19 protein-coding genes are annotated in these 22,842 nt (G+C 59.8%); 17 read left to right on the plus strand and 2 right to left on the minus strand.

Features of this window, described 5'->3' with window-relative positions:
• Positions 1-10 precede the first annotated feature (10 nt).
• From LOH54_RS06115 to LOH54_RS06155, 9 genes are all read left to right on the plus strand, one after another.
• Positions 11-631, plus strand: coding sequence for an urea amidolyase associated protein UAAP2 (locus LOH54_RS06115; protein ID WP_231021152.1), 621 nt, complete (start codon positions 11-13; stop codon positions 629-631).
• 4 nt (positions 632-635) lie between these two features.
• On the plus strand, positions 636-1,649 hold the full coding sequence (locus tag LOH54_RS06120) for a fatty acid desaturase family protein (protein ID WP_231021153.1): 1,014 nt from the start codon (positions 636-638) through the stop codon (positions 1,647-1,649).
• Positions 1,650-1,660: 11 nt separating this feature from the next.
• On the plus strand, positions 1,661-2,443 hold the full coding sequence (locus LOH54_RS06125) for an N-acyl homoserine lactonase family protein (protein ID WP_231021154.1): 783 nt from the start codon (positions 1,661-1,663) through the stop codon (positions 2,441-2,443).
• A 95-nt stretch (positions 2,444-2,538) separates the two neighbouring features.
• Positions 2,539-6,141 (plus strand): urea carboxylase, encoded by a 3,603-nt coding sequence (uca, locus tag LOH54_RS06130; RefSeq protein ID WP_231021155.1) that lies wholly within the window; start codon positions 2,539-2,541, stop codon positions 6,139-6,141.
• 8 nt (positions 6,142-6,149) lie between these two features.
• On the plus strand, positions 6,150-7,001 hold the full coding sequence (locus tag LOH54_RS06135; protein ID WP_231021156.1) for a sugar phosphate isomerase/epimerase family protein: 852 nt from the start codon (positions 6,150-6,152) through the stop codon (positions 6,999-7,001).
• Positions 6,998-7,882 carry a DMT family transporter gene (locus LOH54_RS06140; RefSeq protein WP_231021157.1) on the plus strand — a complete coding sequence of 295 codons (885 nt, stop codon included), beginning with the start codon at positions 6,998-7,000 and terminating at the stop codon, positions 7,880-7,882. The genes LOH54_RS06135 and LOH54_RS06140 overlap by 4 nt, the downstream gene beginning before the upstream one ends.
• 14 nt (positions 7,883-7,896) lie before the next feature.
• A complete protein-coding gene (atzF, locus tag LOH54_RS06145) occupies positions 7,897-9,231 on the plus strand; it encodes an allophanate hydrolase (protein WP_231021158.1) in 1,335 nt (444 codons plus the stop codon).
• A complete protein-coding gene (locus LOH54_RS06150) occupies positions 9,224-9,622 on the plus strand; it encodes an allophanate hydrolase-related protein (protein WP_231021159.1) in 399 nt (132 codons plus the stop codon). Before atzF ends, LOH54_RS06150 begins: the two co-directional genes overlap by 8 nt.
• 172 nt (positions 9,623-9,794) lie before the next feature.
• Positions 9,795-11,009 (plus strand): hypothetical protein, encoded by a 1,215-nt coding sequence (locus tag LOH54_RS06155; protein ID WP_231021160.1) that lies wholly within the window; start codon positions 9,795-9,797, stop codon positions 11,007-11,009.
• 93 nt (positions 11,010-11,102) lie between these two features.
• Here LOH54_RS06155 and LOH54_RS06160 read toward each other — a convergent pair whose 3' ends face one another.
• Entirely contained in the window at positions 11,103-11,912 is an 810-nt protein-coding gene (locus LOH54_RS06160; protein WP_231021161.1) for a DODA-type extradiol aromatic ring-opening family dioxygenase, read from the minus strand.
• Positions 11,913-12,127: 215 nt separating this feature from the next.
• On the opposite strand from LOH54_RS06160, the gene LOH54_RS06165 reads away from it, so the two are divergent.
• Positions 12,128-13,000 (plus strand): hypothetical protein, encoded by an 873-nt coding sequence (locus tag LOH54_RS06165; protein WP_231021162.1) that lies wholly within the window; start codon positions 12,128-12,130, stop codon positions 12,998-13,000.
• A 4-nt stretch (positions 13,001-13,004) separates the two neighbouring features.
• On the opposite strand, the gene tgt is transcribed toward LOH54_RS06165, so the two are convergent.
• Positions 13,005-14,126, minus strand: a complete 1,122-nt coding sequence (gene tgt / locus LOH54_RS06170) for a tRNA guanosine(34) transglycosylase Tgt (protein ID WP_231021163.1) — start codon at positions 14,124-14,126, stop codon at positions 13,005-13,007.
• Positions 14,127-14,313: 187 nt separating this feature from the next.
• On the opposite strand from tgt, the gene LOH54_RS06175 reads away from it, so the two are divergent.
• The 7 genes from LOH54_RS06175 to mog all read left to right on the plus strand — a co-directional run bounded on the left by LOH54_RS06175 (position 14,314) and on the right by mog (position 22,836).
• Positions 14,314-15,717 (plus strand): COG3400 family protein, encoded by a 1,404-nt coding sequence (locus LOH54_RS06175; RefSeq protein ID WP_231021164.1) that lies wholly within the window; start codon positions 14,314-14,316, stop codon positions 15,715-15,717.
• Between the two features lie 74 nt (positions 15,718-15,791).
• The gene (aroB, locus tag LOH54_RS06180; protein WP_231021165.1) at positions 15,792-16,847 is read left to right on the plus strand and encodes a 3-dehydroquinate synthase; all 1,056 of its coding nucleotides are present in this window, start codon (positions 15,792-15,794) and stop codon (positions 16,845-16,847) included.
• Positions 16,844-18,928: a mechanosensitive ion channel domain-containing protein gene (locus LOH54_RS06185; protein WP_231021166.1), complete on the plus strand. Its 2,085-nt coding sequence runs from the start codon at positions 16,844-16,846 to the stop codon at positions 18,926-18,928. The genes aroB and LOH54_RS06185 overlap by 4 nt, the downstream gene beginning before the upstream one ends.
• Positions 18,925-20,172, plus strand: coding sequence for a tRNA (N(6)-L-threonylcarbamoyladenosine(37)-C(2))-methylthiotransferase MtaB (gene mtaB / locus LOH54_RS06190; RefSeq protein WP_231021167.1), 1,248 nt, complete (start codon positions 18,925-18,927; stop codon positions 20,170-20,172). Before LOH54_RS06185 ends, mtaB begins: the two co-directional genes overlap by 4 nt.
• Positions 20,159-21,802, plus strand: a complete 1,644-nt coding sequence (locus LOH54_RS06195; RefSeq protein WP_231021168.1) for an AAA family ATPase — start codon at positions 20,159-20,161, stop codon at positions 21,800-21,802. Before mtaB ends, LOH54_RS06195 begins: the two co-directional genes overlap by 14 nt.
• The gene (gene bioV, locus LOH54_RS06200; RefSeq protein WP_231021169.1) at positions 21,789-22,301 is read left to right on the plus strand and encodes a pimelyl-ACP methyl ester esterase BioV; all 513 of its coding nucleotides are present in this window, start codon (positions 21,789-21,791) and stop codon (positions 22,299-22,301) included. The genes LOH54_RS06195 and bioV overlap by 14 nt, the downstream gene beginning before the upstream one ends.
• 1 nt (position 22,302) lies before the next feature.
• Positions 22,303-22,836 carry a molybdopterin adenylyltransferase gene (mog, locus tag LOH54_RS06205; RefSeq protein WP_231021170.1) on the plus strand — a complete coding sequence of 178 codons (534 nt, stop codon included), beginning with the start codon at positions 22,303-22,305 and terminating at the stop codon, positions 22,834-22,836.
• The last annotated feature ends 6 nt before the right edge of the window (positions 22,837-22,842 follow it).

The raw sequence follows: 22,842 nt of genomic DNA on the forward strand, positions 1-22,842 counted from the left end.
GGAGCGCGTGATGAAAAGAGATATCGAAACAGCCGTATACAACCACAAACTGCCGGCCGGCGTGCCATGGAGCTATGTCGTGAAAAAAGGCCAGACGCTGCGTATCGTCGACCTTGAAGGGTGCCAGGCCGTCGACACGCTCTTTTACAATGCCAATGATCACGAAGAGCGCTACTCGGCCAACGATACGATCCGCGAACAGGGGAGTATCTTCGTCACGACGGGCACACAGCTGATCTCCACCGACGACAACGTCATGATGACGATCACCGACGATACCTGCGGCAACCACGACACCCTGGGCGGGCACTGCAGCGCGGAGAGCAACACCGTACGCTACGGCCACGATACAAAGTACATGCACAGCTGCCGCGACAACTATCTGTTCGAGATCGGCGAGCGTGAGATGGACCCGCGGGACCTCACGAACAACATCAACTTCTTCATGAACGTGCCGATCGAGGAGAACGGTTTCCTGATCATCGTCGACGGTATCTCCAAGCCGGGCGACTATGTCGACATGAAAGCCGAGATGGACACGCTGGTGCTGATCTCGAACTGTCCGCAGCTCAACAACCCGTGCAACGCGTTCAACCCGTCGCCGATCCAGCTGGTCATCTGGGACGACTAAGACGATGAAAAAGGCGACACGGCTTCTGCGCTTCGAAGATGCATGGCTGCCGAACCTGGCGGCATGGGCCTATATGCTGGGGGCCTACGTGGGCGGATTCGCCGCCATCCTGGCCGACGCCTTGTGGCTGAATGCGGCGGGGGTACTCCTGCTGGCACACGGTATGGTCATCGCCGCCTATTTCATCCACGAGTGCGCCCACGATTCGCTCTTCAGGCTGCCGATCAACAACCACCGTTTCGGAGAGCTTCTGCTCTGGATCTGCGGCGCGTCGTACAGCGATTACGAGGCGATACGGATGAAGCATGTCCGCCACCACTTGGACCGTGCCGATATCGTTTCGTTCGATTTCCGCACCCGCCTGCCGCACTATCCGAAACTGCTCAAGACGATCCAGGTACTGGAGTGGTTCTACATTCCCGCCCTCGAGATCATGATGCACGCCCTGGTCGTCATTCTGCCGTTCATGAAGGAGAGCCGCCGCTATCTGCGCCGCCGCGTCGTCACGGTACTGGTACTGCGCATCGCTTTCTTTGCCGCACTGGCGTCGATTGCGCCGAAGGTGCTGCTGCTTTACCCGCTGGCGTACATGATCTTCCTGACGGTCATGCGTTTCATGGATGTGCACCAGCACACCTACGATGTGCATGAAACCCTGGATTTTTCGCGCGAAGCGCAAGTGAAACAGTATGACCGCGCCTTCGAATCGCGCAATACCTATTCGAACCTGATCTCTGAGAAATACCCGTGGCTGAACCTGCTGGTCCTCAATTTCGCGTACCACAACGTTCACCATGATCAGCAGATCCAGCCGTGGTACCGGCTGCCGGGACTGCACGCCAAGCTCTACGGCGAAGACAGGACGCAGGTCCTGGTGTTCTCCGACCTGGCGCGCAGTTACCACCGCTACCGTGTCGGCCGGGTCCTCAACGGAGACCCGGCCGACCTTGACGTCAAGCGTGACGGGGGCCGCACCTTTATCGGTGTGGACGGCGTCTCGTTCCTGACGGCGCACTGAAGGAGTCCAACATGACACAGGTAAAGAAGTTCTGGCCCATCCTGACGGGAACCCACCGTTACGAGAAGACGCTCTCAACCCGCAACCACGGCTCAGGGGTGATCATCGACGCCCCGATCCTCGCCTACCTGATCGAGACGTCCAACGGCCGCATCCTTTACGATGTGGGATGCGACTACACGAAGATCGCCGACCCGGTTCTACGCAAGCAGTTCTACGAGCATGAAGGCTTCCCCTTCGGTCCGCCGCAGATGACCGAGGAGCAGCGCCTGCCCAACCGCCTGGCGGAGCTGGGACTGCAGAAAGAGGATATCGACGTCGTCTTCTGCGGGCACTTGCATTTCGATCACGCCGGCGGGGTCTGCGAATTCTGCGGTGCGGAAGTGCACGTGCATGAAAAAGAGCTTGAGGCGGCGCGTGAACCGGCGGACGAAGCCTACTTCAAAGAGGACTTCGACTGTCCGGTGAACTGGCGCGTTTACAAGGGCGAATACGACCTCGTCCCCGGCGTCCGCGCCATCGAGACGCCGGGCCATACGGCCGGCCACATGTCAATGATGATCGAGCTGCCCAAGGGCTCCCCGATCCTCCTTGCCGGCGACGCGGCGGACCTGCGGGAGAACCTGGAGCGGGAGATCGCGCCGGGGCTCTGCTACCGCGACGACGAAACGCAGGCGCTGGAGAGCATCCGCAAGCTCAAACGGCTCGCCCTTGAAACGGGCGCGGATCTGTGGCCCAACCACGACATGGCCTTTTTCGAGAGCAAGAACCGCTTTCCGAAATTTTTCGAATAACGCCGGGAAGAGCGTTTCTTCCAGTGCCTCGGGACGGCCTGCGGCATTCAGACGACCGGGACGGCCCGAAAAGTACTATTTTTAAGGACCTGAAAATGTTTAGCAAAGTTTTGATCGCCAACCGCGGAGAGATCGCCTGCCGCGTCATCCGTACGCTCAAGAAGATGGGCATAGGCTCCGTCGCCGTCTATACCGGCGCCGATACCGACTCCCTGCATGTCAGCCTCGCCGACGAAGCCTACTATATCGGCCACGGTGTGGCTTCCGAAAGCTATCTCGACGCGGCAAAGATCCTTGATATTGCAAAACAGAGCGGTGCCGAAGCGGTGCACCCGGGCTACGGCTTCCTGAGCGAAAATGCGGCCTTTGCCAGCGCCTGCGAGGCGGCCGGGATCGCCTTTATCGGTCCGCGTACGGAGCACATGGAGAAGTTCGGCCTCAAGCACACGGCCCGCGCCCTGGCCGAGGCGAACAACGTTCCCCTCCTGCCGGGCTCCTCACTGCTGTCCGACCTTGACGAAGCGAAAAGCGAAGCGGCGCGCATCGGCTACCCGGTAATGCTCAAAAGTACCGCCGGCGGCGGCGGGATCGGGATGCAGCTCTGTTTCGATGAAGCGCAGCTGCTTAGTGCCTACGACTCCGTCAAGCGCCTCAGTGAAAACAACTTCTCTGACGGCGGGATGTTCCTGGAAAAATACGTCGCACATGCACGCCACATCGAAGTACAGGTCTTCGGCGACGGCGAGGGCTTTGTGGCAACTTTAGGTGACCGTGACTGTTCCGTACAGCGCCGTAACCAGAAGGTGATCGAGGAGACCCCGGCTCCCGGGATTTCCGATGAGACGCGCGAAGCGCTCTACACAGCCGCCAGAGACCTGACGGCCTCCGTCGCCTACCGCTCCGCCGGGACGGTCGAGTTCGTCTACGATACGGACAGCGGCGCATTCTATTTCCTCGAAGTCAATACCCGCCTGCAGGTCGAACACGGCATTACCGAAGAGGTGACCGGCGTCGACCTCGTCGAGTGGATGATCCGCACGGCCGCCGGCGAGAACCCGGCGCTGTACGACTACGTCCATGCCCCGCAGGGACACGCCATCCAGGTGCGCGTCTATGCCGAAGACCCGATGAAGAACTTCCAGCCCAGCTCAGGGGTCCTGACGAACGTCGCCTTCGCAGAAGGGATCCGCTGCGACACCTTCATTGAGACGGGCCTCGAAGTCTCCTCCTTCTACGACCCGATGATCGCCAAGCTTATCGTCAAGGGCAGTGACCGCAGTGATGCGCTTGCCAAGATCGGCACGGCCATTGCAGAGACACGCATCGACGGGATCGAGACGAACCTCCGCTACCTCGGCGCCATCGTCGCTTCCGATGTTTTTGAACAGGGCAAACAGACGACGAAGTACCTTGACGGCTTCAGCTTTACGCCAAACAGTATCGACGTGCTGCGCCCGGGAACACAGACGACGATCCAGGACTACCCGGGCCGCAGCGGCTACTGGGATATCGGCGTTCCGCCTTCCGGCCCCTTCGACGGTTTCAGCTTCCGCTACGCCAACCGTCTTGTCGGCAACAGCGAAGCGGCGGCGGGCCTCGAGATTGCCATCGCCGGGCCGACGCTGCGCTTCAATACCGACAGCGTCGTCGCGCTCTGCGGCGCGCAGATCGACGCCTCTATCGACAACGAGCCGGTGGGCATGAACGAAGCGCTCACGGTCAAGGCCGGCAGCGTGCTCAAACTGAAAAAAGTCCATAACGAAGGCTTCCGTACCTACCTGGCCGTGCGCGGCGGGTTCGACGTACCCGAGTACCTCGGCAGCCGCTCGACCTTTACCCTTGGGCAGTTCGGCGGCCACGCGGGGCGCACCCTCGTTCCCGGCGATGTGCTGCACATCGACACGATGACGGAGAGCGACGCCGCAACCGCACCGGCTACGCCGCGCCACGGATATGAGAACCGCTGGGAGATCGGCGTGCTCTACGGACCGCATGGCGCCCCGGATTTCTTCACCGACGACGATATCGAAACCTTCTTTGCGACGGAGTGGGAGATCCACTACAACTCCAACCGCACCGGCGTGCGCCTGATCGGCCCCAAACCGCAGTGGGCACGTACGGACGGCGGCGAAGCGGGGCTGCACCCCTCCAATATCCACGACAATGCCTACGCCATCGGTGCCGTCGACTTCACCGGCGACATGCCGGTCATCCTCGGCCCCGACGGTCCGAGCCTCGGCGGTTTCGTCTGCCCGGTGACGATCGTAAGCGCCGAGCTGTGGAAGATGGGCCAGCTTCGGGCGGGCGACAAGGTGAAGTTCGTCCCGGTGGAACACGACACGGCGATGGAAATGCTGGGAGCGCAGGAGGAGGCGATCGCATCGCTCTCCACCTACGATGAGCGCGCTTTCCTTGCACCGAAACCGATCGGATCGCCGATCCTCTTCGCCGACGAGGCGAAGGGCGACCTTCCGGCCATGGTTATCCGCCAGTCCGGCGACGCGAACCTGCTCGTCGAATACGGGGAGATGCAGCTCGACATCGAACTGCGCTTCCGCGCCCATGTGCTGATGGAGGCGATGAAAGAGGAGTCCTTCGAGGGCGTCACGGACATCACTCCGGGCATCCGCTCGCTGCAAGTCCATTTCGACCCGAAAGTCTGTGACCGGGCTGCACTGATTGAACGCCTCAAGGAGATTGAACTGACCCTGCCGTCCATCGACGACATCGAGGTGCCGGCGCGCGTCGTACACCTGCCGCTCTCCTGGGACGACGAGTCGACCCGCGTCGCCATCGACAAGTACATGAAGACGGTCCGCCCCGATGCGCCATGGTGTCCTTCGAATATCGAATTCATCCGCCGCATCAACGGCCTGGACTCTATCGACGAGGTCAAGAAGATCGTCTTCGGCGCCAACTACCTTGTCATGGGCCTTGGCGACGTCTATCTGGGTGCACCCGTCGCGACGCCGCTCGACCCGCGCCACCGCCTTGTCACGACCAAGTACAACCCGGCGCGTACCTGGACCCCGGAGAACGCTGTCGGTATCGGCGGGGCATACATGTGTGTCTACGGGATGGAAGGTCCCGGCGGCTACCAGTTCGTCGGTAGGACGGTGCAGATGTGGAACCGCCACCGCCAGACGGCGGATTTCAAAGAGGGCAAGCCGTGGCTGCTGCGCTTCTTCGACCAGATCAAGTTCTACGAGGTGAGCGCCGAGGAGCTACACAAAATGCGCGAGGATTTCCCCCGCGGCCGCATGAAGCTCGAAGTCGAAGAGACGACCTTCAGCCTCAAGGCATATAAAGAATTCCTCTCCGAGAACAAGGAGAGCATCAAAGCCTTTAAAACGACGCAGCAGGCCGCCTTCGATGAAGAACGCGCCATGTGGGAACGCACGGGGCTGGCGAACTTCACCAGCGAGAGCGGCGAAGTGAAAGCGGAGACGATGGAGGTGATCGAGCTGGGCGAACACGACGAAGCGGTTGAATCCCCGGTTCAGGGAAGCCTCTGGAAGGTGATGGCGAAACTCGGCGACACGGTCGAGGAGGGCGAAGTGCTCGCCATCGCCGAATCGATGAAGATGGAAGTCGACATCGAAGCCCCCGAAGCGGGCAAGATCGTCAAGGTGCTCTGCCACGAGGGTGAGAGCGTGCACGCGGGCAAGATGCTCTTTGTTATCGAACCGCAGGAGTAGGATTGATTATGGAACTGCAGCGATATAAAACCATGTGGGGCTTTGAGGGGGATTTCGAGAGCGCCTGTGCCGAAGCCCTTGCGGCGGGGTTCGACGGGATCGAAGGGCCGGCGCCCGAATCTTCCTCCCAGCGTGCCTACTGGAAATCGTGTCTTGAAAAGTACGGCCTTCACTACATCGCCGAGGCGGTGACCGGGGGCGATTACGTCCCGCGGCGCGATCTCGGTGTCGAAGGGCACCTGGACGACCTCAATGCGATCCTTGCACGCAGTGCGGAACTCTCCCCGCGTTTTGTCACCTGCATCGGCGGACTGGACGCCTGGAGCGAGGCGGAGAGCCTGCGCTTTTTCAAAGAGGGGATGAAACTGGCGGAGCGCTACGGCCTGCAGATTAGTTTCGAGACCCACCGCAGCCGAAGCCTCTTTAACCCCTGGGTGACGCGCCGGATCGTCGATGCACTGCCGGAGATCTCGTTGACGGCCGACATCAGCCACTGGTGCGTCGTCTGCGAACGGCAGATGGACAGTGAACGAGAGACGATCGATGCGATCGCGCCGAACGTGAAACATATCCATGCCCGCGTCGGTTACGACCAGGGGCCGCAGGTCCCGCACCCGGCGGCACCGGAGTACGCTTATGCCCTGGAGGCGCACCAGGCGGCCTGGGAACGTTTCTGGGAGGCGCAGTACCACCGCGGATTCGCGATTTCGACGATGACGCCGGAGTTCGGCCCCGACGGTTATCTGCACACGCTCCCCTTTACCCAGGCCCCGGTGGCCGATCTGTGGGAACTTAACCAGTGGATGGGCGAAACGGAACGGCTCCATTTTCAGCGCCATATGGCAAAGGCGGCGGCATGAGATCGCACCTTCCCGTCGTCGTACTGCTCGGCGCGTCGGTCCTTTGGGGGCTTACCTGGCTGCCGCTTAAACAGATCAACGGCATGGGTATTGACGGTATCGCGCTGACGATGGGTGCCTACGGCATCCTCGCCCTCCTGCTGACCCCGGTGCTCATGGCGCAGTTTTCACAATGGCGCGAACACAAGCGGGCCATGGGCATGATCCTGCTTTTCGGCGGGGGTGCGAATCTTGCGTTTACCTATGCCCTGATCAACGGCGAGGTGATCCGTGTGATGGTACTTTTCTACCTGCTGCCCGTCTGGGGCGTGCTCGGCGGGAAGTTCTTCCTGCGCGAAGGCGTCGACCTCTGGCGCTGGCTCGGTGCCGCCCTGGCGGTCACGGGTGCCTTCGTCATTCTCGGCGGGTTCGACGCCCTCGGCGGCGCACCGTCATGGATCGACCTGATCGCGCTGCTCTCGGGCCTGCTCTTTGCGATGAATAACCTTGTCTTCCGCGCGGCGGCAGCGGTCCCGGTCGCTTCGAAGATCACGGTGATGTTCTACGGCTGCCTGATCCTGGCCGGCGCGCTGCTCGGCCTGGGCGTAGAACAGCTCCCCTATGACCTGGCTCCCGAAGCGTGGCTTGCCCTTGCGGCATACGCGGTGCTGTGGCTGCTGTTGGCCAATATCGGTTCACAGTGGGGCGTGACGCATATGGAAGCGGGGCGCTCCTCCATCATTATTATCATGGAGCTGATCACCGCCGTCATCTCCGCAACGCTGATCGCGGGAGAGCGGATGGACGCCATGGAAATGATCGGCGGCGTGCTGATACTCGCGGCGGCGCTGATCGAAGCGCTGCGTACCAAAGAAGACGATCTCCCCGAGACGACGATATAAAAAGGATATAGATTATGACGATATCACAACTTTTGAACGATTATAAAAACGGGACAACAACCCCGCGCGACGTCATGGCGCAGATCCGTGCACGGATCGAGGCGAATGCGGAAAACCCTATCTTTATCCATGCGCTGAACGAGGCGGAGATTGAGCCCTATCTTGAACGTCTCGAAGGGATGGACCCCGATGCCCTGCCGCTCTACGGCATCCCTTTCGCGATCAAGGACAATATCGACCTCGCCGGCATCCCGACGACGGCCGCTTGTCCGGCATTCAGTTACGTCCCGGAAGCCTCGGCCTTCGTCGTCGCTCAGCTGATCGAAGCGGGGGCGATTCCCGTCGGCAAGACGAACCTCGACCAGTTCGCGACGGGGCTCGTCGGGACGCGTTCGCCCTACGGCGCCTGCCGCAACAGCATCGACCCCGCTTACATCTCCGGCGGTTCCAGTTCGGGGAGCGCCATCAGCGTCGCTCTGGAGATGGCGGCCTTCTCCCTGGGGACCGACACGGCGGGATCGGGTCGCGTCCCGGCGGCCTTTAACAACCTTGTGGGCGTCAAGCCCTCCAAGGGGGTGCTGAGCACCTCCGGTGTCGTACCGGCGTGCCGAAGCCTTGACTGCGTTTCCATCTTTGCCGTCAACACCGAGGACGCCAAAGCGGTCTTTGACATCGCATGCGCCTTTGACGCCGCGGACCCCTATAGCCGCAAGATGCCGCAGTCAGCGGGTGCAGCGGAAAAAACGATGCGCTTTGCCGTGCCGCTCCCTTCCCAGCTGAAGTTCTTTGGAGACAGCGAGGCGGAGGCGCTCTTCAACGCGGCGGTAGCCCGCTTCGAATCCATGGGGTATACGGCGGTCGAAACGGATTTCTCGCCGATGCTCGACGCGGCGAACCTGCTCTATTCGGGCCCCTGGGTCGCCGAGCGTTATATCGCGACGAAACAGATTATGGACGAAACGCCTGAGCAGGTACTGGACGTGACGCGTTCTATCATTGAGCAGGGACGTGACAAGAGCGCGGAGGAGTACTTCAATGCCGAATACCGTCTCAAAGCCTACAAGCGCCACTCCGAAGAGATACTCGAGGGGACGGATTTCGCCCTGACCCCGACGACGGGGACCATCTACACCATCGAGGCGATCAACGCCGACCCGGTGCAGCTGAATACGAACCTCGGCTACTACACCAATTTTATGAACCTGCTTGACTTCGCCGCCTACGCGGTACCGGCCGGGTTCCGCCCCAACGGGCTCCCCTTCGGCGTCACGCTCTTCGGCGACGCCTTTGACGACCGCCGTCTGATGGACGTCGGCGAAGCTTTTGTTGCGGAGGCGCCCCGTGGCTGAGACGATCGAGATCGCCGTCTGCGGCGCGCACATGCGCGGTCTGCCGCTCAACCACCAGTTGACGGAGCTGGACGCAACCTTTGTGGCGGCGACAAGCACGGCAAAAGGGTACCGCCTCTTTGATGTGCCGGAGAAAGTACCGCCGCGTCCGGGGATGGTCCGCGACAGTGATGCGCAGAGCAGCGTCACCCTTGAGGTGTGGTCGATGCCGCTGGAGCATTTCGGCGCGTTTATGGTCCAGATCGCGTCGCCGCTCTGTATCGGCACCGTGCAGCTCGAAGACGGCAGCGCCGTTTACGGCTTCTTGTGCGAGGCCGATGCGCTCAAGGGTGCCGAAGAGATCACTGCCTTCGGCGGCTGGCGGGAGTACCTCGCCTCAAAGCCGCGCTGAGCGTCTTTTCAGCAGAAAATAAAACCAACTTTTTGGAGGTGGAAAATATGCGATGAATAGAATTTGTCCTATATATGATTAAAAAATAAACAATACGGCGGTTTAAAAATGTTAGACCGTTGGTAAAGTACTAAAGACATAAAGCAAGTCTATCTACCGATAAGGAAACATAATGAAAATGACAAAAATGAGTTTGATGGCGGCACTGCTCCTGGGAAGCAGCGCTTTTGCATTTGAAAATACAGAAGTCGGCGGTGACGCCCGTTTCTTCTACTCTACATTTGACGGTCACGGTGCCGACCTTTTCGGCAAAGCGAGCAGCACGGCCGATTTCGGTGCACGCCTGAGCATTACAACGGATATCGATGAGATCCTCTCCGCCGGTGTGACAGGTTACGCTGTCAGTACGCTTGGCCTTGACAAAGAGATTGCCAATAACGTATGGTCTGGTGCGCATCTTGACACTGCGACAGGTGACTTCTATACGACGACCGGTTGGATCGGCGAGGCATGGCTCTCCGCAAAACTGGGTAACACCGTTGTCAAAGGTGGCCGTATGGAACTCGACACGCCGCTGCTCTTTACGGAAACGTGGGGCATTACAGCAAACAACTTTGAAGCGGCGACGGTTACCAATACGGATATCCCGGGTACAACGCTTGTCGGTGCATGGGTTGCAACCGGAAATGGCTACTCCCAGTTCCTGCTGACAGACACGAAGGGTAACTTCTCTACCATCGGCGACCAGGGTGCGATCGCTGTCGGTGCCATCAACAACTCTTTCGAACCGCTGACGGCACAGGCGTGGTACTATGAACTGCCGGATACGGCGACGGCCTACTGGCTCGAAGCAGACCTCGCCATCGCAGGTGTAGTCGCTGGGCTCCAGTACACGGACATCAACCCTAACGAACTCATCTCTGCAGCGGACGACTCCACGGCGTTTGCGGCAAAACTGGGTTACGAAGGGATTGAGAACCTTGGTATCTACGCTTCCTACTCCACAACGGATAAGGACGGTGATCAGTACATCGGTAATATCGCAACCACACCGGGCGAAGGCTGGGGTATGCAGTCCAAGCTCTACACTGAAGCATGGTGGAACTTCGGTTATGTCGGCCTGCCGGGTACGGATGCCTACAACGTCACGGCGACCTACAGCATTCCCGAAATGGCTGACCTCGGACTCTTCTACACCAACATCGACACAGATGGTGGCTTTGGTCCGGCTTATTTCAAAAACACGGTGAGCGAAGTAACCTTTACGGCTGCCAAATCATTCGGCAAGCTTGATGCGCTGTTCGCATACATCTATGCGGATGACGACGCCATTAACAACGGCGACGCTTACAACACGCTGCAACTCTACCTCGTCTACAACTTCTAATCGAAGCCGTAGATGCGCGCCGGCGCGCGGCACACTACCTTTTGTCCGGGAGCCTTCATTCTCCTCTCCCGGGCGCCTTTTCACACCCCTTTTTCAAGACCATAGAAACATCGCCGAAGAGACGCCGAGGATCTCCGCCTCGAAAACGCTGTCGCAGGCACGCCCCGTCGCACCGTAGCAGACATGCAGCGGCAGCAGGTGTTCCGCTCTGGGGTGGCAGTACCTGGCGTAGGGGGCATGCTCCCAGTTGATCAGCCGTTCGCTGCGTTCGCTTTCGATCAATGCTTTGTCCGAACAGGTCTTGATGAGCCAGTGCTTGAAGGCGTCGTTTTTATCCGTACGCTCTCGGGAGGGTGTAAAGAAGGCTTTCATATTGTGAAAAGAGAAGCCCGAGCCGACCACGAGGATGTTGTCGTGCGACAGCGATGCCAGCGCCTCGCCCATGCGCAGATGCGCGACCGGGTCCAGGCCCTTGACGAGCGAGAGCTGTATGCAGGGGATGTCCGCATCGGGATACATGATCTTGAGGGGGACGAACAGCCCGTGGTCGAAGCCGCGGTCGTCGTCCAGGATCGATTCGATCCCGTGTTGTTGGAGGCTCCAGTGCAGCTCATCCGCCAGGGCCGGCATCCCGAGGGCGGGGTAGGTGATGTCATAGGCTGCGTCGGGGAAGCCGTAGTAGTCGTAGATGAGTTCCGGTGTGCTGCCGTGGGTGATCGTCGGGGTGATCGTTTCCCAATGGGCGCTGACGACAATGATGGCCGAGGGTTTAGTGATCATCGAGGCGATCCGCTGCAGGGTGATGACCATTTCGTCGTGGCCCCTGTCTCCCAGCAGCGGCATCGGGCCGCCGCCGTGGGAGAGGTAGAGGACACGCATATGCTTGGAGTCTTTCAGGGCCATTTTGCGCTCCTTTTCATCCCGTTCGGTGATGCTGTTGGTGATTTCATTATAACGCGGAGGAGGGTGCGCCAGTTTAATCGGGCGGACTAGCGCGGAGCGTTCAGTCGCCGTTTAACACCTCAGGCGCATAATGAAGCATTATCGTGCAAAAAGGAGAGTGACGCATACACCGTATCGGAATGCGCGGCAGAAACAGGCAGCCGCAAGGAGGCCGCATGAAACGCATTGTGAATCAGTTCCGGCAGCACCGGCATGCGATCGAAATGTTTTTGCGCAACAGGGTAGAGGATGACCGGTTCAATTTTGAGGACGAAGCCGGGATACGCACTGCCTTCAGCCATCTGCCTTTTCTGCAGATGATCTACCTGATCGGACCCGACCTCAAACAGACGAGCCCGAACTACTATCGGCGGGGCAGGGATGTGACACGCGTCGGCACGGATAAAAGCCACTACTTTACCAATATCAATCTGGAAAATTTCAGTACCTACATGACCAGCCCCTATATCCACCACATTACCGGTGATTCCAGCGTGACGCTCGTGACATCGGACGGGGAGGGGGGCTTCGTCGTATTCGACTTCAATCTGCTCAAGCTGCTCGAAGCATTGCGCCTGATCGAGCACAACTCCCGGTTCGAACGTTTCAAGCTGATCGTATATGCCCTGGGCGGTTCCACCCTTGTCGCCGTCTCGCTTTTTCTGATCCTCTACGGCGCGTACACGTTCGCCTACGTCTACTTCCACACCGCCGACGCCATGCTGCACGAGGTCTTCAAGGCGATCATCGCCATCACCCTGGGGATGGCGATTTTCGACCTGGCCAAAACGATCCTGGAGAACGAGGTGATGTACAAAAACGCCGGCCGGCAACGGGAGGGGCAGTATGCGCTGCTGGGCAAGTTCCTCGTATCCATCATCATCGCCCTCTCCATCGAGTCGCTGATGGTCGTCTTCAAGATTACGCTGGGAGACTATACGGGGATGGGGTACGGATTTCTGCTGCTGCTGGGTGTGACGCTGATGATCGTCGGGCTCGGGTGGTTTGACTACCTGACGACGCGCAGAGTATTGGACGAGGAGAAGTAGAAGCTTACCCCTCGCGTTTGCGGTAGAACTCGGCTTTGAAATCGCTCCAGCGCCCTTCGAGGATCGCTTCGCGCGCTTCGCGCATCAGATTCAGGTAGTAGTGAAGGTTGTGGATGGAGGCAAGGCGGAAGTAGGTGAGCTCCTTCGCACGGTAGAGGTGGTTGAGATAGGCGCGGCTGTAGCGGCGGCAGGTGTAGCAGTCGCACGCGTCGTCGACGGGCGCTTCGTCGTATTTGTACCGGGCGGCCTTGATGTTGATCTTGCCGAAGCTGGTAAAGAGCGTCGCATTGCGGGCGTTGCGCGTCGGCATGACGCAGTCGAACATGTCGACGCCGCGGTCGATGTTCTCGATCAGGTCCTCCGGCGTCCCGACGCCCATCAGGTAACGGGGCTTGTCCGTGGGCATGTACTGGAGAGTATGCGCGACGGTGTCGTACATGTCCGCGTTGCTCTCGCCCACGGAGAGGCCGCCGATGGCGAAACCGTCATAATCGAGGGCGCAAAGTTCCGTCGCGGATTTGGCGCGGAATTCCTTGTCGATGCCGCCCTGGATGATGGCGAAGATGTTCTGGTCGACACCGATACCCTCTTGCTGTTTCCGACGGTGGTAGTTGATGGACTGCTCGGCCCACTGGGTCGTGCGGTCGATGGAGAGGGCGATGCGTTCGCGTGTGGCGGGCAGAGCGACGAGGTCGTCCAGGATCATCATGATGTCGCTGCCGAGGTTGTACTGGATGTCGAGCACCTTTTCGGGGGTAAAGTAGTGCTTGGAACCGTCGATGTGGCTGCGGAACTCGATGCCGTTCGCGTCGGCCTTTGAGATGTCGCTGAGGCTGAAGGCCTGGAAACCGCCGCTGTCGGTGAGGAAGCTGTTGGGGTAGGTCGTGAATTTATGCAGACCACCGAGTTTCGCGACGCTGTCGTCGCCCGGGCGCAGGTACATATGATAGGTATTGGCGAGGATGATCTTGGCGCCTAAAAGTTCGGCCATATCCTGCATGTCGAGGGATTTGACGCTGCCGACGGTTCCCACGGGCATGAAGACCGGGGTCTGGATGGTGGAGTGGGCCGTCTCAATGGTGGCGGCCCGGGCGTTTCCGCTGGTCGCTTCGAGGGTAAATGTCATGGGCTTCTCTATGGCAATTTAAGTGCGGAATTGTAACGCAAACCCCCTAAACACGCAGTTATGCTACAATGTCTCCCGATAATAGACAGGCCGCGCCACGCTCATCCCGGCGCCGGGCCTCCACTGCAGACGAAAGAAGGTATTCGCACCGCTGCGGGCACACTTGCCCGTGTCGCGACATTGGACCATGAAAAAAATTCTCATCATCACGGATTGCACGATCGGCGAGCATCTCGTCGAGCGTGCCATCGAAGCCTACTCCAAAGACAATCTTTACTACGTCATCCAGATGAAGGAGCGCAGTTACGAGAATGCCGGTCCGGACCGCTTCAAATTCTTTACCTTCGACCCGACGAGCCGTTACAAGCTCAGCAACGTCCTGAAGATGGATTTCGTGCAGATAATGCTGGTGATGAGCAGCCGCGCGGACGCCGTGAATACCCTCGAGAACATCCGGGCTGACAAGCCCTCCGTCCGTGTCATCATGCTGGACCAGTGGGATCTGAAAATCGACGACCCGAACACGCTCACCATCGACGTCAACGACCAGCTCTCCGCCCGCCTCATCGACTACCTCCCCAACGTCCCCGTGATCGCCCAGAACGTCGGGCTCGGCGAAGGGGAGGTGATGGAGGTGCTGGTCCCCTTCGGCAGCGCCTATGTCTACCGCCATGTCGGGGCGATCGAGCAGTCGCAGTGGCGCATTGCCGGCATCTACCGGGATCAGCGGCTGATCCTGCCGACGGAACGCACCCTGATCCACCCCAACGACCTGCTGCTCCTTGTCGGCGAACCGGACGTCCTCATCTCCATCTACCGCTCTTTCAAGCGGGAACTGGGGCATTTCCCCGCTCCCTACGGCAGCTCCATCTACCTCTTTTTCGACATGGATGTGGACCGCGCGGAGGATATCGTCCCGATGCTGCGCAAAACCCTTTACGTGCAGGAGCGTCTCCGCCGCAAGCTCTATATCCGTATCACAAACCCCGGCGACCTGGACGTGTTGCGCGAAATCAAAGCCATGCGTTCTTCGGAAGTCGAGGTGATAATCGACTATGACCGCAGAGGCGAGGCCTACCTGCTCAGCAACGACAAACGCCATGTCCACGCGGGATTTATTATCGTTTCGCGGAAGCTTTTCGGGATCGACGCCGTGCGCAAAGTGCTCTATGACCTCAAGGTCCCGGTGCTGAAAATGGCCTCAGGACAGATGCACAACGTCAAGCGCGCGGTCATGCTACTCTCCGAGTCCGAGGACGTCGAGAAGATCACCACCACGATGTTTGATATGGCGTCGCAGATGGAGTGGATGATCGAGCTGCTGGAGTACCAGCAGGATGACAACACCTTCAAAGAGCAGGTGGAGCAGTACTACCAGAACCTCTCCGCGATCTTCTCACAGTCCGTCACCATCCGCAAAAGTACGGACAACCCGCTGCGCATGCTCAAAAAAGAGGAGCGTTTCGTGCAGTGCATCCCCTTTTCCGAGACCGTCATGCAGCGGCCTGTCCTGACGCTTTTCTCCACGGATCTGCAGGGACTCTCCTTCCACCTGGACCATTTTCACCAGCTTTTCATCCCGGTCCTCTAGGAAGCGCGCCTCTGCAAGATGGCTATAAGTCCCATTTAAGTATTATAAGTCACTAATTTTTTTCCGGATAGAGAATGACCGTAGACATCGATCTCAAAAAGACTGTTGACACCTCGTACAAGATCTATATTGACGCGCTCCCGGCGCTGACCTTTGATAAAAAAGTTGCCGTCGTTACGAACCCGACGGTCTCCGGGCTGCACCTGGACTACCTGCTCGAGCGCCTTGACGCGCCGGCGGTGGAAGTGATTACCCTTCCCGACGGTGAGCAGTACAAGAACTGGGAGAGCATCGAGACGGTGCTCGGCGCGCTTTTCGAGGCGCGTTTTAACCGCAGTTCGCTCCTCATCGCCTTCGGCGGCGGCGTCATCGGCGACATGACAGGGTTTGCCGCGAGCATCTTCCAGCGCGGGATCGACTTTATCCAGATCCCGACGACGCTGCTCTCGCAGGTCGATGCCAGCGTCGGCGGCAAGACCGGGATCAACAACCGCTACGGCAAAAATCTCGTCGGCGCCTTCCACCAGCCCATCACCGTTTATGCCGACCCCCACTTCCTCGCAACGCTTCCCCCGCGCGAATTCGCCGCTGGAGTCGCGGAGATCGTCAAGATGGCCGTCACTTTCGATGCCGATTTCTTCGCATGGCTTGAGACGGCAGACCTCTCAAAACCCGATGTGCTTGCCGAAGCGGTGGCGCGTTCGGTCAAAACCAAAGCGGCCGTGGTCGCCCAGGACGAGAAGGAGCGTGGGCTGCGCGCGGCGCTGAACTACGGGCACACCTTCGGCCATGTCATCGAGAACGAGACGAACTACACGACCTACCTGCACGGGGAGACGGTCGCCATCGGGATGGTGATGGCCAACCGCCTTGCCGTCGCGCTGGGGCTGATGGACGCGGCGGAGGCTGAGCGGGTCGAGCAACTGCTACAGCGCTACGGCCTGCCGGTCCGCTACGCCATCGCCGACGTCGATGCCTTCTACGAAGCCTTCTTCCTCGATAAAAAGAGCGGCGACAACTCGATCACCTTTATTCTGCCGCATCATCTCGGCGGCGTCGAGATGCGCAGCGATATCCCCCGCGAGGCGGTCATGGACGTGCTGCGCGGTTTCGCGGAGGCTGCACAATGATCGGACGTCTCGCCGGAAGCCTGCTCTGTACGGCGGCGCTGCTCTTTACCGGGCCGCTGGCCGTTACAGCCGCAGGCGCCGAAACGCCCGCATCGGCGGGAATCACGTTGCAAAAGCCGCTCTCCTGGAGCAGCGTCGTTGACACCTATGCGCATCGTCATATCCTCCAGGAGCGCCTGGCGCAGATCGAAGTGGCGCTGCAGAATGCCAAAGCGTCGGGCAAGGCCGATACGGTCCGACGTCTGGAGCGCGACCGTCAGCGGCTGGAGGCGGAACTGGGGCGGATCAACACCGCCGCCGTCGCTGCCGTCGAGTATTATGTTCACCCGACGGGCGAAGAGCTCTCCATCCGCACCGATATGTACCGCGGTTACGAAGCGAAGGCTGCCGAACTCGAACCGCTGAAAAGCGAGCTGCAGCAGAAACAGCAGAGCCTCAACAAACTACTGGGGACGGCACGGGACTCCGCCGAGGTACAGCAGTCACTCAAGGCGGCGACCTTCGCCCTGGAAACGATTAGCCGGATCCAGCAGCGGATCGTCCACCTTTCCGACGCGCGCCTGACCCGGGTCAACGAGCTGCGTAAGCAGGAGGCCGATCTCAAAGACGAGCTGGATAAAAGCAATATCTGGCAGAAGAGCTATACGGCCTACCTGACCTACTTGGACGTCAAAAAGGACCTTGCGGCGCTGCAGGAGCAGATCAACGCGATCGACCGCTCCGACGACTCTGAAGCCAGCATGGAGCAGCGCGACTCCCTGCTGGCGAAGCAGAAGATCATGAGCGACCAGCTCTCCTTGCTGCAGTCGCACTCTGCTTCTCCCTTTGCGGACCTGCTCAAACCCGAGGAGATTGACAAGGCGCCGGAGATCAGCAACCCCATCGACATCTTCGCCGGGGTCTCCTACAACAAGAAGGTGCGCGAACAGCTCAGCGAGTATATCAAGCGCGGGGACGAGCTGAAGCGCTACCTGCGGCTGCTGCTGGACGAACGCCAGCTCCTGGCCAGCCTGGCGGACGTTGACAGCGAGGATGAGTACGCCAAGAAGATCGCCGAGCTCGACTCCATGACCGACAAGTACCAGACGGCCTACACGACGCTGCAGGATACGGCGGACGTCTACGCCAAGCGGGTCGAGGAGATCGAACTCAAGAACAACAAGGCGATCGAGGAGCAGCTCTTCAAACTGGCCAATATCGGCGGCATCATCCTGTTCCTGCTCATCATCTTCTTCATCATGAAGCAGATCGCGAAGAAGTACATCAGCGATAACGAACGCTTTTATATGGCGAACAAGGTCATCACCTTCGCCAACGTCTCGCTGATTCTGCTGGTCCTGCTCTTCAACTACATTGAGAATGTCAGCTACGTCGTCACCGTCCTCGGGTTTGCCTCCGCCGGTATCGCCATTGCGATGAAGGACTGGTTTATGAGCATGCTCGGCTGGCTCGTCATCGTCTTTGGCGGCTCCATCCACGTCGGTGACAGGGTCCGTGTCGACAAGGACGGCAAACAGTACGTCGGGGACGTCCTCGACATCTCGCTGCTGCGGATTACGATTCTCGAAGACATCACGTTGACGACCTACATGCATAACCGCCGGGCGGGACGGGTCATCTTTATTCCGAACAACTACATCTTCACGGAGATGATCGCCAACTACACCCACGTCTCCCTCAAAACGGTCTGGGACGGCATCGACATCACGATCACCTTCGATTCAAACCACAAGAAGGCGCAGCTCATCGCCAAAGAGATCACGCGCAAGTTCGCCAAGGGGTACACGGACATTACCCGCAACCAGCTCAACAAGCTGCGCAGCCGCTACAACCTGAAAAACACGAACGTCGAGCCGCGCATCTACGCCTTTGCCGAGGAAAACGGGGTGCGCATCAGCGCCTGGTACCTGACCAACGCCTACGCGACTCTGACGCTGCGCAGTACGATCTCCATGGAGATCCTCGATGCCTACGGCCAGGAAGACGACATCACCATCGCCTATCCGACCCAGCGTCTGCGTCTGCAGAACGAGCCGCTGCCGCAGCCGCGATCCCTGCCCGAGGAGGGCGAGCCTGTATGAAGCCCAAAGTCTACTTCAAGACCTTCGGTTGCCGCACCAACGTCTTCGATACGCAGGTGATGATGGGACGGTTGCAGGATTTTGAAGTCACCGAGGACGAATCGGTCGCGGACATCGTCGTCGTCAACTCCTGCACCGTCACCAACGGGGCCGATACGGGGGTCAGAGGCTACATCAACGCCCAGGAGCGCGCGGGCCGGACCGTCATGCTGACGGGCTGCGGGGCGCACACCAAAGGCGAAACCCTCTTCGAAAAAGGGAAGGTCCAGGGGGTTTTCGGACAGTCGGAAAAGGCGAAAATCAACGAACTGCTGCAGCGCAAGACCCGTTTTTACGAACTGGGCGACCTGGAGTTCATCGACGACAACGTCGTCGAGCAGTTCGTCGGCAAGAGCCGTGCCTTCATCAAGATCCAGGAGGGGTGCAGCTTCCGCTGCAGCTACTGCATCATCCCCTTTGTGCGCGGCGATGCGCGCAGCGTCGACGAGCAGGTGATCCTGGAGCAGGTGAGCCGCCTGGCCGCCAACGGGTTCGGGGAGTTCATCCTCACCGGGACGAACATCGGCAGCTACGGGCAGGGGGAGAACCGCTCCATCGCCACGCTGCTGCAAAAGATGAGCCTGATCCGTGGCGTGCGCCGCATCCGTCTTGGTTCTTTGGAACCGGTGCAGATCACCGATGCGTTTAAGGAGATCCTGGACGAGCCGTGGCTGGAACGCCACCTTCACATCGCCCTGCAGCATACCTCCAAGGAGATGCTCAAGCTGATGAACCGCCGCAACAAGTTCGATGAGGACCTGAAGCTCTTTTCCGAGCTGGCCGTGAAGGGCTTCGCGCTGGGCACGGACTTTATCGTCGGGCATCCCGGCGAGACGGAGGCGCGCTGGGAAGAGGCGTGGAAACACCTGCAGCAGCTGCCGCTGACGCACGTGCACGCCTTTACCTATTCCAAGCGCGACGGCACGCCCTCTGCGACGATGAAGCCCGAGATCAGCGGGGCCGTCGCCAAGGAGCGGTTGGCGCAGTTGACCGCTCTGGTGGATGCGAACAACTTCGCGTTCCGCCGCGAACATTGCACCGATCTGGACGTGCTCGTCGAGTCCGTCACGGACGACGGGCGCTACCAGGGGTACGACCAGTATTACAACAAGATCCTTATCGACAGCGAAGCGGACCTGGAAGGCAACTGGATCCGGATCGAATCCGCCACCGCAGCAGAGGAGTACAACCATGCAGTCGTCTGACAAAGCCAAGTGGATCATCGCCGCCTCGGCGGTCCTGCTCATCGCGCTGACGCTTTTTGCGTTCCTGCGCGATAGCACTAAGCCGATCAGCCGCGACCAGCTCAATACGCTCATCGCCGGGGGAGAGCTGAAACAGGTCGTTGAACGGGAGAGCTCCTACCTGCTGAGCAGCAGCGAAGGGCGCTTCAGCATCGTCAAATCCCAGGTCCCCGCCGGTACCTTTGACGCCTATGTCGTCAAAACGGAGGAGGGCGGAGCCATTGTCATCGCCATTTTGAGCCTGATCATTGTCCTGGGAGCGGCGTCGCTGCTGCTGCGCTACTGGATGAAGCACCGCCGCTTCCCGGGCGCACCGGTCAAATCCGCGCAGGGAGCCGGTGCGCCGGAACAGACCTACCATGTTCAGCCGGTCGTCTCCGACGTCACCTTCAGCGATATCGGCGGCATCAGCGACGTCAAGGAGGAGCTCGAGGAGATCATTGATTTTCTCAAGAATCCCCAGCGCTACCGGCACTTCGGCGCGCGTCTGCCCAAGGGGGTCCTGCTGGTCGGCCCTCCGGGCGTCGGCAAGACGATGATCGCCAAGGCCGTCGCCGCTGAGGCGAATGCGCCCTTCTATTATCAGAGCGCCTCCTCCTTCGTCCACATCTACGTCGGGATGGGGGCCAAGCGCGTCAGCGAGCTCTTCCGCGCTGCGGCGTCCAACGCCCCGGCCATTATCTTTATTGACGAGATCGACGCCGTCGGCAAGGTGCGCGACGGGGGCAGCAACGAGGAGCGCGAAGCGACCCTGAACCAGCTCCTCACCGAGATGGACGGTTTTACGGATTCCAGCGGCATCATTGTCATCGCCGCGACGAACAAGATCGAAGTCCTCGACCCGGCCCTGCTGCGCGCGGGCCGCTTCGACCGCCGTATCTTCGTTGACCTGCCGACCCCGCATGAGCGCGAGGCGATCATCGCGAAGTACCTGGAGAAGATCCCCCACAGCGTGGACGCGAAAGCGATCGCGGAGATCACCGTCGGCTTCAACGGGGCGGCGCTGGCGGCGCTGGTGAACGAAGCGGCGCTGCACTCTCTGCGCAACCGACAGATCCATGTCCGTATGGAGGACGTTTTGGCCGTCAAGGACAAGGTCGCCTACGGCAAGAAGCGGCTGCCGATTCTCAATGACGAGCAGAAAGAGTGCCGTGCGACCTATCTCGCGGGCAAAGCCGTTGCTGCTACCTGGTTCGACCTGGCCTTCGAGAAGGTGATGCTGGGGAGCGAAAGCATTCGTCCGGCCCTCTCCGACCCGCTGATGCGCCACGAGATAGAGTCGCACATCCGCATGCTGCTCGCCGGTAAGGTCATGTGCGATATCCGCTACCGCGAACATGCCTCCAGTGCCAAAGAGGACATTGACGCGGCACTGACCCTTGCCAAAGCGATGCTCTTCGAGTACGGTATGGGCGATTCGCTGCTGCCATCGCAGGAGGCGCTGCCGCATCTGCTCGAGCGTATCGAGCAGGAGACCCGCACCCTGCTTGAGGGCAAAACGGCCCTGGTCGACGGGATCGTCGACGTGTTGTTAGAGCGCGAAAGCATCTCCAAAGAGGAGATCAAAGCCCGGATCGATGCGGTTTTATAGCGGTTTCTGCCTGAGGGACGAATCGGCCTTCTTCGCGCCGTGGCTGAAGCAAAACGACTTTACGGTCGCGGGGTTCAGCTACGGGGCCATCAAAGCCCTTTACGACGTCCTGCAGAATGACAGGCGCATCGATACGCTGCAGCTCTTCTCGCCCGCTTATTTCTGCAACAAGCCCGACAGTTTCAAACGGCTGCAGATGAAGGGGTACAAACGCGACAGCGCGGCGTACCGTGCGCGTTTTATCGAGAGCTGTTTCGCGCCTTATCCCGCCCGCGACGTCAGTGTCTACGACGAAGGAGAAGAGGCGCTCGAGGAGCTGCTGGGATACCCGTGGCCTGAAAAGCTGCTGCGGGAGCTGAACGAACGCGGGGTGCATATCGAGGTCTACCTTGGCGGCAAAGACGCCGTCATCGACGCCGAAGCGGCGCGGGCGTTCTTCATGCCCTACGCGACTCTATACTATTTTAAAGACGCAAACCACTTTTTGCAAGGAGCATAATATGAGCAATATCAAAATCGGTGTCATCACCGCTTCCGACCGCGCCAGCGCGGGCATCTACGAAGACATCTCCGGCATGGCGATCCAGGAGACGATGACGGCGTACCTCACGAGCAGTTTCGAGATCGAGTACCGCTGCATCCCCGACGAGCAGGAGACGATCGAAGCGACGATGAAGGAGCTCTGCGACGAAGCTGGGTGCTGTCTCGTCGTTACGACGGGCGGTACGGGCCCCGCGCCCCGCGACGTCACCCCTGAAGCGACGGAGAACATCTGCGACAAGATGATGCCGGGCTTCGGCGAGCTGATGCGCCAGGTGAGCCTGCAGTACGTCCCGACGGCGATTCTATCGCGCCAGACGGCGGGCATCCGCGGTCAATCGCTCATTATCAACCTCCCGGGCAAACCGAAGTCCATCCGCGAGTGCCTCGACGCCGTCTTCCCGGCCGTGCCGTACTGCATCGACCTGATCGGCGGTCCCTACCTCGTCACCGACGAGAGCGTCATCAAAGCCTTCCGCCCGAAGGCAAAATAGCGGCGC

The organism is Sulfurimonas sp. HSL-3221, from assembly GCF_021044585.1.
GTDB classification, from domain to species: Bacteria; Campylobacterota; Campylobacteria; order Campylobacterales; family Sulfurimonadaceae; genus Thiomicrolovo; species Thiomicrolovo sulfuroxydans.

Coding starts and splice junctions, on each gene's coding strand:
- LOH54_RS06165 (WP_231021162.1), top strand. CDS start 12,128: ATGAAACGCATTGTGAATCAGTTCCGGCAGCACCGGCATGCGATCGAA.
- LOH54_RS06120 (WP_231021153.1), top strand. CDS start 636: ATGAAAAAGGCGACACGGCTTCTGCGCTTCGAAGATGCATGGCTGCCG.
- tgt (WP_231021163.1), bottom strand. CDS start 14,126: ATGACATTTACCCTCGAAGCGACCAGCGGAAACGCCCGGGCCGCCACC.
- mtaB (WP_231021167.1), top strand. CDS start 18,925: ATGAAGCCCAAAGTCTACTTCAAGACCTTCGGTTGCCGCACCAACGTC.
- uca (WP_231021155.1), top strand. CDS start 2,539: ATGTTTAGCAAAGTTTTGATCGCCAACCGCGGAGAGATCGCCTGCCGC.
- LOH54_RS06140 (WP_231021157.1), top strand. CDS start 6,998: ATGAGATCGCACCTTCCCGTCGTCGTACTGCTCGGCGCGTCGGTCCTT.
- bioV (WP_231021169.1), top strand. CDS start 21,789: ATGCGGTTTTATAGCGGTTTCTGCCTGAGGGACGAATCGGCCTTCTTC.
- LOH54_RS06115 (WP_231021152.1), top strand. CDS start 11: ATGAAAAGAGATATCGAAACAGCCGTATACAACCACAAACTGCCGGCC.
- LOH54_RS06185 (WP_231021166.1), top strand. CDS start 16,844: ATGATCGGACGTCTCGCCGGAAGCCTGCTCTGTACGGCGGCGCTGCTC.
- LOH54_RS06125 (WP_231021154.1), top strand. CDS start 1,661: ATGACACAGGTAAAGAAGTTCTGGCCCATCCTGACGGGAACCCACCGT.
- mog (WP_231021170.1), top strand. CDS start 22,303: ATGAGCAATATCAAAATCGGTGTCATCACCGCTTCCGACCGCGCCAGC.
- LOH54_RS06175 (WP_231021164.1), top strand. CDS start 14,314: ATGAAAAAAATTCTCATCATCACGGATTGCACGATCGGCGAGCATCTC.
- LOH54_RS06135 (WP_231021156.1), top strand. CDS start 6,150: ATGGAACTGCAGCGATATAAAACCATGTGGGGCTTTGAGGGGGATTTC.
- LOH54_RS06160 (WP_231021161.1), bottom strand. CDS start 11,912: ATGGCCCTGAAAGACTCCAAGCATATGCGTGTCCTCTACCTCTCCCAC.
- aroB (WP_231021165.1), top strand. CDS start 15,792: ATGACCGTAGACATCGATCTCAAAAAGACTGTTGACACCTCGTACAAG.
- LOH54_RS06195 (WP_231021168.1), top strand. CDS start 20,159: ATGCAGTCGTCTGACAAAGCCAAGTGGATCATCGCCGCCTCGGCGGTC.
- atzF (WP_231021158.1), top strand. CDS start 7,897: ATGACGATATCACAACTTTTGAACGATTATAAAAACGGGACAACAACC.
- LOH54_RS06155 (WP_231021160.1), top strand. CDS start 9,795: ATGAAAATGACAAAAATGAGTTTGATGGCGGCACTGCTCCTGGGAAGC.